Origin of the sequence: Ectothiorhodospira lacustris, assembly GCF_022227785.1 — a bacterium.
GTDB classification, from domain to species: Bacteria; Pseudomonadota; Gammaproteobacteria; order Ectothiorhodospirales; family Ectothiorhodospiraceae; genus Ectothiorhodospira; species Ectothiorhodospira lacustris.
Window position 1 is genome coordinate 1 of record NZ_JAJNQM010000087.1, and the last position, 12,516, is coordinate 12,516.

Annotated in this window: 9 protein-coding genes; 7 read left to right on the forward strand and 2 right to left on the reverse strand. The window is 64.4% G+C overall.

The window, feature by feature from the left end:
* From LQ952_RS13630 to LQ952_RS13640, 3 genes are all read left to right on the forward strand, one after another.
* The coding region (locus LQ952_RS13630; RefSeq protein ID WP_238623176.1) for an enoyl-CoA hydratase/isomerase family protein at positions 1-1,533 on the forward strand (1,533 nt) is incomplete at its 5' end.
* Positions 1,534-1,565: 32 nt separating this feature from the next.
* Complete coding sequence (locus tag LQ952_RS13635) at positions 1,566-2,759, forward strand: acetyl-CoA C-acyltransferase (RefSeq protein ID WP_238623177.1); 1,194 nt, start codon at positions 1,566-1,568, stop codon at positions 2,757-2,759.
* Between the two features lie 100 nt (positions 2,760-2,859).
* Positions 2,860-5,340, forward strand: a complete 2,481-nt coding sequence (locus LQ952_RS13640; RefSeq protein WP_238623178.1) for an acyl-CoA dehydrogenase — start codon at positions 2,860-2,862, stop codon at positions 5,338-5,340.
* A 49-nt stretch (positions 5,341-5,389) separates the two neighbouring features.
* On the opposite strand, the gene metE is transcribed toward LQ952_RS13640, so the two are convergent.
* Complete coding sequence (metE, locus tag LQ952_RS13645; protein WP_238623179.1) at positions 5,390-7,681, reverse strand: 5-methyltetrahydropteroyltriglutamate--homocysteine S-methyltransferase; 2,292 nt, start codon at positions 7,679-7,681, stop codon at positions 5,390-5,392.
* Between the two features lie 112 nt (positions 7,682-7,793).
* Here metE and LQ952_RS13650 point away from each other — a divergent pair, with 112 nt between their 5' ends.
* Positions 7,794-8,708 (forward strand): LysR family transcriptional regulator, encoded by a 915-nt coding sequence (locus LQ952_RS13650; protein ID WP_200171281.1) that lies wholly within the window; start codon positions 7,794-7,796, stop codon positions 8,706-8,708.
* 32 nt (positions 8,709-8,740) lie between these two features.
* Here LQ952_RS13650 and LQ952_RS13655 read toward each other — a convergent pair whose 3' ends face one another.
* Complete coding sequence (locus LQ952_RS13655; protein ID WP_238623180.1) at positions 8,741-10,087, reverse strand: OmpP1/FadL family transporter; 1,347 nt, start codon at positions 10,085-10,087, stop codon at positions 8,741-8,743.
* Positions 10,088-10,235: 148 nt separating this feature from the next.
* Here LQ952_RS13655 and LQ952_RS13660 point away from each other — a divergent pair, with 148 nt between their 5' ends.
* The 3 genes from LQ952_RS13660 (at position 10,236) to LQ952_RS13670 (ending at position 12,462) form a co-directional block, all read left to right on the forward strand.
* Positions 10,236-10,763, forward strand: a complete 528-nt coding sequence (locus LQ952_RS13660) for a thioesterase family protein (protein WP_238623181.1) — start codon at positions 10,236-10,238, stop codon at positions 10,761-10,763.
* Between the two features lie 502 nt (positions 10,764-11,265).
* Positions 11,266-11,880: a hypothetical protein gene (locus LQ952_RS13665; protein ID WP_238623182.1), complete on the forward strand. Its 615-nt coding sequence runs from the start codon at positions 11,266-11,268 to the stop codon at positions 11,878-11,880.
* A 39-nt stretch (positions 11,881-11,919) separates the two neighbouring features.
* The gene (locus LQ952_RS13670; RefSeq protein WP_238623183.1) at positions 11,920-12,462 is read left to right on the forward strand and encodes a hypothetical protein; all 543 of its coding nucleotides are present in this window, start codon (positions 11,920-11,922) and stop codon (positions 12,460-12,462) included.
* Positions 12,463-12,516: the final 54 nt, after the last annotated feature.

Below are 12,516 nucleotides of genomic sequence, written 5' to 3' on the forward strand. Positions count from 1 at the left end.
ATCGGGCAGCGGGCTTTGGGCCAGAAGACCGGTGCCGGGGTCTATCGCCGTCAGGGCAAGCTGCTGCAGGTCTTTGATCCGTCCCGGGGAGGATACCGAGAGGCCCGCCAGGTAATGGACGAGGCAGTGCGGGAGATCCTGTCCCTGAAGGATCCGGGAGAACGGCTGGATGCCCTGCGGTCCAGTGAACATCCCCAGGCCCGTTTTCTGTGGTCCATCCAGCGGGATGTCTTCCACTACGCCGCCTGCTGGCTGGCGGAAATCGCCGACAGCGCCCGGGATGTGGATCTGGCCATGCGCTGGGGCTTCGGCTGGACAAGCGGGCCGTTCGAGACCTGGCAGGCGGCGGGCTGGGAGCGGGTGGCCGGGTGGATCCGGGAAGACATTCAGGCCGGTCGCAGCCTTACCGATACCCCGCTGCCCGCGTGGGTGGATGCGGTGACCGAGGTCCATCGGTCGGAAACCTCGTGGGACGCCCGCGGGGAGGATTTTGTCACCCGCTCGCCGTTGCCGGTGTACCGGCGCCAGCTGTTTCCGGACCGGGTGCTGGGAGAAATCCCGTCCCGGGCCCGTTACGTGACCCTGGATACGGGGGCCGTGCGTCTGTGGCATCTCCAGGAAGACGTGGGCATCCTCAGTTTCCTGACCCCGCAACATGCAGTGGGGGCCGCCGTGCTGGAGGGTGTGCTGCAGGCCGTGACCGAGGCGGAACAGCGCTATCAATCCCTGGTGCTGTGGCAGCCGACCGAACCCTTCTGCGTGGGGGCGGACCTCAAGCAGGTGCTGGCCGCCCTGGAACGCAAGGACTATGGCAGCCTGGAAGACATGCTGGCCCGCTTCCAGGAGGCCACGCAGCGTCTGCGCCATGCCAGCATCCCGGTGGTGGGGGCGGTGCGCGGTCTGGCCCTGGGGGGCGGCTGCGAATTCCTCATGCACTGCGACCATGTGGTGGCCGCCATGGAGAGTTATATCGGCCTGGTGGAGGCCGGGGTGGGCCTGATCCCGGGTGGTGGCGGCTGCAAGGAGCTGGCCCGGCGGGCGGCCCAGTCCAGCCCCGACGGGGACCTGTTCCCCTTCATCCGTAGCGCCTTCGAAACCGTGGCCCTGGCCAAGGTGTCCCGCAGTGCCCGGGAGGCCCGGCAGATGGGTCTGCTGCGTCCTTCGGACACGGTGGTGCTCAATCCCCACGAGCTCCTGCACGTGGCCCATGTGCAGGCCCGTGCCCTGGCGGAAAGCGGCTACCGGCCCCCCTTGCCGGTGCCTGTCCCGGTGATCGGCAAGGCCGGGCTGGCCAATCTGCAGGCCCAGCTGGTGAACATGCACGAGGGCGGCTTCATCTCCTCCCACGACCTGGCCATCGCCCGTCATGCCGCCGCCGCCCTGTGTGGCGGGGAAGTGGAAAGCGGCAGCAGCGTCAGCGAGGAATGGCTGTTGCAGCTGGAGCGCACCTCGTTCATGGCGCTGCTGCGCACCGATCAGACGCAGCAGCGGATCGCCCACATGCTCAAGACCGGCAAGCCCCTGCGCAACTGAGCCGAACCGATGACGGCAAGGAGTCATGCATCATGAGTGAAAACGCTGTGTACATTGTTTCCGCCCTGCGCACCCCGGTGGGCAAGGCACCCCGGGGGAGCCTGCGTCACACCCGCCCGGACGACCTGCTGGCCCACGTCATCCGCGGCGTGCTGGATGCCTGTCCCACCCTGGATCCAGCCTTGGTCGACGACGTGGTGGTGGGCTGTGCCATGCCGGAAGGCTCCCAGGGGCTCAACGTGGCCCGGGTCGGCGCCCTTCTGGCCGGGCTGCCGGACCGGGTGCCCGGCTATACCGTCAACCGTTTCTGTGCCTCCGGCCTGCAGGCGGTCGCCCTGGCGGCGGACCGCATCCGCCTGGGGGAGAGTGAGGTGATGATCGCCGCTGGCACCGAGTCCATGAGCCAGGTGCCCATGATGGGGCATCGTCCCCAGTTCAATCCTTCCCTGTTCCACGACGAGGGCCAGGTGGGCATTGCCTACGGCATGGGCCTGACCGCCGAGAAGGTGGCGGTCCGCTGGGGCGTGAGCCGGGAGGATCAGGATGCCTTCGCCCTGCAGAGCCACGCCCGCGCCGTTGCCGCAATGGATGCCGGGCACTTCCGACAGGAAATCCTGCCGGTCACGGTGCGTCATGCGGCGCCGGACCCCCAGGGGAACTGTATCGCCGTTCAGGAACGTCGGGTGGACACCGACGAGGGGCCGCGTCCCGACACCAGTGCCGAGGCCCTGGCCCGCCTCAAGCCGGTGTTTTCCGCCGGCGGCAGCGTCACCCCCGGCAACAGCTCCCAGATGAGCGACGGCGCCGGTGCCGTGTTGCTGGTGAGCGAGCGTCAGGTGAAGGCCCTGGGACTGGAACCGTTGTCCCGTTTCGCCGGTTACGCGGTGGCCGGGGTGCCGGCGGAGATCATGGGCATCGGTCCCGTGGAGGCGGTGCCCATGGCCCTGCGCCGCGCCGGTCTGGGCGTTCAGGATCTGGACTGGATCGAACTCAACGAGGCCTTCGCCGCCCAGAGCCTGGCGGTGATGCGGGAACTGGATCTGGACCCGGCCCGGGTCAATCCCCTGGGCGGCGCCATCGCCCTGGGTCATCCCCTGGGGGCCACCGGCGCCATTCGTACCGCCACCCTGACCCATGGCCTGCGCCGTACCGGCGGACGCTACGGCATGGTGACCATGTGCGTGGGCACCGGCATGGGGGCCGCCGGCATCTTCGAGCGCATGTAGGGGCGCCCGGACCTGGAAAACGCGGGTTGATGCGACCCTATATGAAACGATCGTTTGTATATGAGGGTGGGATGCCCTCGCCACCAAGAGGTGAACAAAAATGATGCTGGCAATTGCTATGGCCGTGGCCGTTCTGGGCGGGGTGTACCTGGCCTATCAGGGTGCGCCGCTGGTGATCTGGACCCTGGCGGTCTTTCTCTACGCGCTGGGACTGTGGGGCGGCGGCTTGCTGCCGGATGGGGGGATGCTCCTGACCCTGGCGGTGCTGACGCCCCTGGCCCTGGTACTGAATCTGCCGATGTTGCGCCGTCGCCTGCTGAGCCGGCGGCTGTTCACGGTGTTCAAGCGCAGCCTGCCGCCCATGAGCGCCACCGAACGGGAGGCCCTGGAGGCCGGTGATACCTGGTGGGAAGGGGAGCTGTTCAAGGGCAACCCGGACTGGCAGCGTCTGCGGTCCATCCCGGTGACCCGACTCACCGAGGAGGAACAGGCCTTTCTGGATCACCAGGTGGCTCACCTGTGCCGGATGCTGGACAACGATCGCATCGAACGGGAACAGGGCGACCTGCCCGCCGAGGTGTGGGAATACATCCGCAAGGAGCGCTTCTTCAGCCTGATCATTCCCAAGGCCTACGGTGGCCGGGAGTTTTCCAGCTACGCCCAGAGCTGCGTCGTCACCCGCATCGCCACCCGCAACATCTCCACGGCGGTGACGGTGATGGTCCCCAACTCCCTGGGACCGGGGGAACTGATCCTGCACTACGGCACCCAGGCCCAGAAGGATTACTGGTTGCCCCGGCTGGCGGATGGCCGGGAAATCCCCTGCTTTGCCCTCACCGGCCCCGACGTGGGCTCGGATGCCGCCTCCATGCCGGATTTCGGCGTGGTCTGCCGAGGCATGCACGAAGGCCGGGAAGTCCTGGGGGCGCGGGTCAGTTTCTCCAAGCGCTACATCACCCTGGCCCCGGTGGCCACGGTGGTGGGCCTGGCCTTCCGTCTTCATGACCCGGAGGGTCTGCTGGGCGCGCCCCGGGAATACGGCATCACCTGTGCCCTGGTGCCCGCCGCCCATCCGGGCATCCGCATCGGCGACCGCCATCTGCCCATGGGGCTGGCCTTCATGAACGGTCCGGTGGAAGGGCGGGACGTGTTCATCCCCCTGGAGTGGATCATCGGCGGCCCCGAGATGGCCGGCAAGGGCTGGCGCATGCTGATGGAATGCCTGTCGGTGGGCCGTGCCATCTCCCTGCCGGCCCTGGGCACCGCGGCCGGGCACATGAGTTTCCGCATGACCGGCGCCTATGCCCGCATCCGGCGCCAGTTCCGGCTGCCCATTGGACGCTTCGAAGGGGTGCAGGAGGCCATGGCCCGCATCGGGGGCTATGCCTACCGCATGGAGGCGGCCCGGCGGCTCACCGCCACCGCCGGCGATCTGGGCATCAAGCCCTCGGTCATCTCCGCCATTGCCAAGTACCACATGACGGAAATGATGCGCCGATCCATCAATGACGCCATGGACGTGCACGGCGGCCGGGGCATCATCTTCGGACCCCGCAACTACCTGGGTTACAGCTATCAGGCCATCCCCGTGGGGATTACGGTGGAGGGGGCCAACATCCTCACCCGCAACCTGATGATCTTCGGCCAGGGGGCGGTGCGGTGCCATCCCTTCGTGTTCCAGGAGATGGAAGCGGTGCGCAATGATGATCTGGCCGCCTTCGACCGCCTGTTGCTCGGCCATATGGGGTATTCCATCAACCGGGGGACGCGGGCCCTGGTGCTGGGCCTGACCGGTTCCCGCTGGGCGCAGACACCGGTCCGGTCCGGCCCCACCGCCGATTACTACCGGCAGCTGACCCGGATGAGTGCGGCCCTGGCCTTTGTTTCCGACGTGGCCATGGGGGTGCTGGGCGGGGAACTCAAGCGCAAGGAGCGTCTGTCCGCCCGTCTAGGGGATGTGCTCAGTCACCTCTATCTGGGGTCCGCCGTGCTCAAGTTCCACGAGGATGCCGGTCGCCCGGAGGCAGAGTTGCCGTTCGTGCGCTGGGCCCTGGATGACTCCCTCAACCAGATCGGTCTGGCCTTCGACGAGTTCTTCCGCAACTTCCCCAGCCCCCTGCTGGGTGCCGCGCTGCGGGCCCTGGTCTTCCCCCTGGGCCGTCCCTACCACCCGCCCCGGGACAAGGATGGCCAGTCCATCGCCCAGGCCATGATGCAGACCGGCGGGGTGCGCGACCGCCTCACCGGCATCGGCTTCTGGGCCGAGGATGATGGGGAGGATGCCGTCGGCCGCATGGAGGTGGCCCTGCGCATGCTGGAGCAGGTGGAGCCGCTGTATGACCGCTTCCAGAAGCTGGTGGCCCGGGGAGAGGTGGAAGGCCTGACCTTCGGTGAGCGTCTGGCCCAGGCTCGGGAGCGGGGGCTACTCGACGAAGAGGAAGCCGAACGGCTGCAGGTCTATGAAGACCTGCGCTACGAGTGCGTCCTGACCGATGCCCTGCCGCCGGAGGCCCTTGCCCCGATCGGCGCCAGGGCCTCATCCGGCCGGCGCCGGGAAAGGGCGGATTCCGCCGCCGTATAGGCCCGTGGCGGGTCTTGGGGGTTGCCGGGTCTTGGCCCGGCAACCCTGTTCATGCATATCCGGCACGCAGCGTCTTTGCGGCGGCCACCATCCGGGTCAGGGCCGGGATCACCTCGCCCCACTGGCGGGTCTTGAGGCCGCAATCCGGATTCACCCACAGGCGTTCGGCGGGAATCCGCGCCGCGGCCTTGGTCATCAGGTCGACCATGTGGGCTTCGGTCGGGATGTTGGGCGAGTGGATGTCATAGACGCCGGGTCCGATCTCGTTGGGGTACTTGAAACGGTCGAAGGCATCCAGCAGTTCCATGTCGGAGCGCGAGGTCTCGATGGTGATCACGTCGGCATCCATGGCGGCGATCGACTCGATGATGTCGTTGAACTCCGAGTAGCACATGTGGGTGTGGATCTGGGTCTCGTCGCCCACCCCGTTGGCGGTGATGCGGAAGGATTCCACCGCCCAGTCCAGATAGTCCTGCCACTGGGAACGACGCAGGGGAAGGCCCTCGCGCAGTGCCGCCTCGTCGATCTGGATGATGCCCACGCCGGCCTTTTCCAGGTCCAGCACCTCCTCGCGGATGGCCAGCGCCAGCTGCCGACAGGACACCGCGCGCGGCTGGTCGTCGCGCACAAAGGACCAGTTGAGGATGGTCACCGGGCCGGTGAGCATACCCTTCATGGGTTTTTCAGTGAGCGACTGGGCATGGCTGATCCAGTCCACGGTCATCGGCCGCGGGCGGCTGATGTCGCCGAACAGGATGGGTGGCTTGACGCAGCGGGAGCCGTAGGACTGCACCCAGCCGAACTGGCTGAAGGCGTAGCCGTCGAGCTGTTCACCGAAATACTCCACCATATCGTTGCGCTCGGCCTCGCCGTGCACCAGCACGTCCAGCCCAAGCGCCTCCTGCTCGCGCACACAGCCCGCGATCTCCCCGTGCATGATCTCCTGATAGGCTGCCGCGTCGATCTCACCCGCCTTGAAACGCCGCCGCGCCACCCGGATTTCGCTGGTCTGCGGGAACGAGCCGATGGTGGTGGTGGGGAACTTCGGCAGCTGGAGCCGCGCCGCCTGCCGGATAGCACGCTCGGCATAGGGGCTCAGGCGCCGGCCCATGCCGGCATCGATCCCGTCGATGGCCGCCTTCACGGTCGGATTGTTCACCCGGGGAGAGTGTCGGCGCGCCTCGATGGCGGCGCGGTTGGCAACCAGTTCGGCCCTGACCGCCTCGCGCCCCTGATTCAGCGCGGTCGCCAGGATGCGCAGTTCCTCCAGCTTCTGCCTGGCGAAGGCCAGCCAGGACTGGATCTCGCCATCCAGCTTGCGCTCGCTGTCCAGGTCCACCGGCACATGCAGCAGGGAGCAGGACGGCGCAATCCACAGGCGCTCGCCGAGCTGCGCGTGGATCGGCTCCAGCCAGTCCAGCACCCCGTTCAGATCGGTCTTCCAGATATTGCGCCCGTTGATGACACCCAGCGACAGCACCTTGCCGGAAGGCAACAGGTTCAGCAGCGGCGTGATGTCATCGCGGCCGTTGATGGCGTCGATGTGCAGGCCGGCCACGGGCAGGTTGGCGACCAGATAGCGCTGGTCCTGGAGTTCGCCGAAATAGGTCGCCAGCAGCAGCTTCACGGGCACGCTCTTGAGGGTGTGATAGGCGTCCTCGAAGGCATGGCGCCACGGCGCGTCCAGTTCCGTGACGAGGATGGGTTCGTCGATCTGCACCCACTCGACCCCATGGGCCGCCAGGGTGTTCAGCAGTTCTCCGTAGACCGGCAGCAGGCGATCGAGCAGGGCGAGGCGGTCGGCCCCATCCTTCGACTTGCCCAGCGCCAGATAGGTCACCGGACCGATGATGACCGGCTTGGCGCTCACGCCTTGTGCCCTGGCTTCCTCCAGCTGCGCCAGCAGACGGGAGGCATCAAGCCTGAAAGCCGTGTCGGCGGTGAATTCCGGCACGATGTAGTGATAATTGGTGTCGAGCCACTTGGTCATCTCGCCGGCGGCGACGCCTCCGCAACGGGCCCGGGCATCCGCTTCGGGCGCCGAGCGCCCGCGGGCGACACGGAAATAGTTGTCCAGCGCATCCCCTTCGAAGCCTTGTACGCGCTCGGGCAGGTTGCCCAGCGTAAAGCTCATGTCGAGCATCTGGTCATAGAAGGCGAAATCCCCCACCGGTACCCGATCCAGACCTGCCTGGTCCTCCCAGTGGCGCGCGCGCAGCTGGGCGCCCACCGCCTTGAGGGCATCCAGGGATGACTCACCCTTCCAGTAAGATTCCAGAGCGAACTTCAATTCCCGCCTGGCACCGATGCGGGGAAAGCCGAGGTTGTGCGTGATGGCCATGCCGATTGTCCTGAGTGGTGAATGGATGACACCATTCTGATCGGCCATTACCATGAATAAAAATGGTTTTATTTCATCAAAACATGTATGAAATTCATGTGAGGCGGATGCCATGACACACCTGGACCGTTCCCATCTGGCGATCATCCGTGCCGTGGATCAGCACGGCTCCCTGACCGCCGCCGCCGAGCACCTGCATCTCACCCAGTCGGCCCTGAGCCATGCGGTGCGCAAGCTGGAAGCGCAGCTCGGCGTGGCCATCTGGTACCGGGAGGGCCGAAGTCTGCGGCCGACCCAGGCGGGTGAATATCTGCTGGCGGTGGCCCATCGCCTGCTGCCCCAATTTGCCCACGCGGAAGCCCGTCTGCGGCAATTCGCCCAGGGGGAGCGCGGCGCCCTGCGCATCGGCATCGAATGCCATCCCTGCTATCAGTGGCTGCTGAAGGTGGTCGCCCCCTACCTTGACGCCTGGCCGGACGTGGACGTGGACGTGAAGCAGGAATTCCAGTTCGGCGGCATCGGCGCGTTGTTCGGCCACGAGATCGACCTGCTGGTCACGCCCGACCCCCTCTACACCCGAGGCCTGCGGTTCGAGCCGGTGTTCGACTATGAGCAGGTGCTCGTGGTCGGCAAGGGGCATCGCCTCTGCCATGTCCCCTTCGTGGAGCCGGCGCAGCTCGCGGAAGAGACGTTGATCACCTATCCGGTGGCCATCGACCGGCTCGACATCTACACCCGATTCCTCCTGCCGGCGGGCATCCGGCCCAAGCGTCACAAGCCCATCGAGACCACCGACATCATGCTGCAGATGGTGGCCGGCGGACGCGGCGTGGCGGCCCTGCCGCGCTGGCTGGTGGAGGAACATGCCCAGCGGCTTGACCTGACCTCGGTGCCGCTGGGGGCGCAGGGCATCGCCAAGCAGATCTTTCTTGGTATCCGGCAAGCCGATGCCGACATTGACTATCTGCGGGCCTTCATCGCGCTGGCGCGCACCCTCCGGGACCGCGCGGAACCGCCGACGGCATGATGCCCATGGCGGCCCGCATCCGCCCCTCCGGATCAGAAACGATGATTGAACGAAGCGGTGAGGATCTGCACCGAGCTTTCATAGCCACCGGGGATCTCGGGCAGGGTCGATTCCCCGTTGAGCACGATGTCCGCGTCCTGGAGGCGGATGTAGGCATACCCCAGATCCAGGCGGGTCCGGTCGGACGGCTGGAACGTAGCCCCCACGGTCATCCAGGTGCGGTCATCGTCGGGGATGCGCGGGGTGCGGCAGCAGGTGCTCACCGGGCTCTCGTCATGGGCGAGCCCGCCTCTCAGGGTCCAGCGTTCATTGACCCGATAGCTGACGCCCACGGCCAGGAACCAGGTGTCCTGCCAGCTGTATTCATCCACGCTCTCGGAAATGGCGCTGATGGGCAGGCCGGTGACCGGGTCCGTGGCCAGGGCGATGTCATCCGCAAACCGGATGCGCAGTTCGTCGAAGCGGCTCCAGCGGGTCCAGGTAGCGTCCGCCATCACCGACCAGCGAGGCCCGATGTCCTGATGCAGACCAAGGCCGACGGTCTCCGGCAGCTCCAGCTTGGCCGTGCCGCCCACCTTCTGGGGGGCGGCGGTGACCGGTCCCAGACCGGCCGGGGTGTAGCGGGCATGGCCCGACAGCTCATGACTCATGCGGGAACGGTAGGCCAGCCCCAGGCGCGTGCCCGCCACGGGTTCATAGAGCAGGCCCAGATTGAAGCCGTAGGTCCAGTCGTCCCCCTCTATCTCTATCTTGCCGTCGGTGTCCGGGGTGGTGCCCGCCCCCGGTACGGCACCGCTCAGGCTGGCATCCGCATACTGGGCCGATAGACCGATCCCCAGGGCCAGCCGGGGAGACACCCGCCAGGCCAGGGTGGGATTGATGTCCACGGTGATCAGGTCGGTATTGATGGCATCGTAACGACCCACCCAGCGGCGGACATAATCGGTCTCCAGACCATAGGGCACCGTCACGCCCAGCCCCAGGCGCAGCCCTTCCCCCAGATCCCGCGCCACGAAGGCCGCCGGCACAAAGGCCCCCTGATCGCTCTTGCTGCGATGGGCACCGGGGTAGGGCAGACCGGCCGCCGAGTTGTCCGAGGCATATTCGAACTGCGGCAGGATCAGGCTGCCCACCAAGGAGACCTCGGTGCCTGTGCCGTAGGCCAGGGCGGCGGGATTGAAAAAACTGTAACTGATGTCCTCCGCCCCCGCCGTGGCCCCCGCAAAGGCATTGCCCAGGGCGGCGGCGCTCTGCTCCTTGAGGGCGAAGGCGGCCGCCTGGGCGCCGCCGGACAGGGCACTCATCAGCAGGGCGCCGGGCAAGGCCGCCTGCCAGGCACGGCGGCGGGTGAAACGTCCATCACTGCTGTCATTGCGCATGATTGCGCCTCCTCAACCTTGGATCCATGGTGATTTATGCGTTCTTATTGATCGTTGGTTTGATCGCTTATGAGCTTATGCAGGCCTTGATTTTCTTTCAAGCGTTTGAAACACTCGGGGCATTGCCCACCCCCAGGAGTCCGAACGGATGAACCTGTACTTCCGGCTGCTTCTGCTGATGATCACCATGCGTTTCCGGCCCCGTCTGGGTCCCCTGGACGAGTCGGTGCTGCGGATGCGGGTATTGCCCAACGACCTGGATCTAAACCGCCACATGAACAACGCCCGGTTTCTGCTGCTGATGGACCTGGGGCGGGTGGACCTGATGTTCCGCGGCGGCATGGGCAGGCTGGTGGTGCAGGAGGGATGGATGCCGGTCATCGCCTCGTCCATGATGCGCTGGCGCCGCTCCCTCATGCCCTTCGAGCGCTTCGAACTGCGCACCCGGGTGCTCTACTGGGACGACAAGTGGTTCTACATGGAACAACGCTTCGTGCGGCAGGGGCGCACCGTGGCCATCGGTCTGGTGAAGGGACTGATCCGCTGCAAGGGCGGCCATGTGGCCCCGGAACGGGTCTTTACCAAATCCCTGGGCTTCACCCCGGAAACACCGCCCCGGCCCACCGCCATCGAAGACTGGCTGGCCATGGAGAGCCACCTGTCCGGCGTGGATTGAACGGCGCTGATTGCAGAATAAACCTGACCTGAAACAGGAAGTGCGTCACAAAATCGGCTAATCTCGACTCCAGGACCATGCATTGGAAAAGGTCATGGAGTACAGGGAACCCGTGCGGCCCGAATGGGGTAGGGTCGCGGCATCTCACCTTGATCAATCCCCGATCACATCTCTTATCGCGGACGCGAAGCCGCCGGCCTGTCGCCATCAGGGCGACGTTTTATTGTATCGCCCGGCGAACGTTGTATTTCATTCCGTGCATGTCAACTTATACAGAATCCGTATAGCACCGACTGCGTGGGTGCCTTCAATCATTGGCGGGGCTGAGTTGGACGTACCTTTTCGGGCTGGATGGCTTCCCGAATCAGTGGGTTGTGGGGGCGGGACGGAAGGTGGGTGTGTTGTTGGTTGGAGGTGAAGCTGGTTACTGGGGTGTGCTATGCGGAATCTGTCTTTCCTGAGAAATGCAGATTCTATCCATTAAAGCTGTTGGGCTTGAATTATGAGTGATGACACTTTCAGGTATGCGATGTATACCCTGCAAACTGGCCACCGTCCGTTGGCGGCCTTTGCGGAGGTATTCGACAGTCTCGTCAGTTCCATGGTGCCAAGACTTCGTGAAATCGAGAATGAGTCGGGAACCACTTCGCGTAGAAACCTAGAAATCGCCCTTTCCGACACGGCCATTCTCATGACCTATTCGCTGGTTGAGGGTTTCTTTTACGAAGAGTACAAGTTCTATTTCAACGAAGAGCCGAAACGTGGGAGAAAGCTTGAGGACAATGTTCGCGACATCCTCAAGCGCATAGGAATATCGAATAATGAACACATCGAAAGTGGAGTGTCACAGATATCAGGTTTGCGTGCCGCTCGACATGCTATCGCCCACCGAAATGGTGCGCTCAAAGAAACGGAAATATCAGAGCTTCAGGAGCACTTCGGCCCAGACGTGGAGACGTCACGAGGTTACCCGGTTGCAACTGTTCGCTTTGCGGTACAGATCATACAAGCGTCAGAACGACTCGTTACTTCATACAGCGAAGCAGCGTTTAACAGCGTGATTAGGGCCCAACAAACAGTTCCACCCGACGTCCCTGTCGACGCTTCGCGCCGCTAGGGACGCGAGTGAACTGAAGCGTTAAGCGCTGGGGTGAGTATGAGGCCAAAACTACGAGCGCTTGAAAAGAACATCCTGAAATATCGGGCTCTGCAGATGGTGCTTCTGCTTCACCAAGTGGAATCGTTGAAGTCCTTTGTCATTGGCTCAATCCAGAGTTCCGACTCACTTCCGACGAGACAGCGAAAGCCGAGGCTTCCGCCGGGAACAAAGAACATAGCTAAGAAGGCATGGAGGATTTTGGTGGAAGAGGGAGTGATTACCCAAGAAGAAAGCTCCGACATTCAGGGAATTATTGATATTCGCAATCAGATCGGACATTCAATACATGACCTGGTAAATGACATTTCTGCGCCGTGGTACAAGCGTTCAGCAGACCCAGTGTACGACTACTTTGCGCTCGAAAGGTTTGAGGCATACCGTGAAAAAATATCAGAGGAAATGGGCAAGAAATTTGTTCTCCTAATAGGGTTCAGAGAACTTTCTTTTGACGAGGCTGAGAAGACTTATAAAGAGGAACTGACTAGGCTACACAAACGTATTTCCCGTCAATACGCGGACAGGAAACGTGAGCTCGCTTAATCGGATAGCCGGGGGTTTTTCTCCCCCGGCCTCCACAACACCCCGCATGCGGGT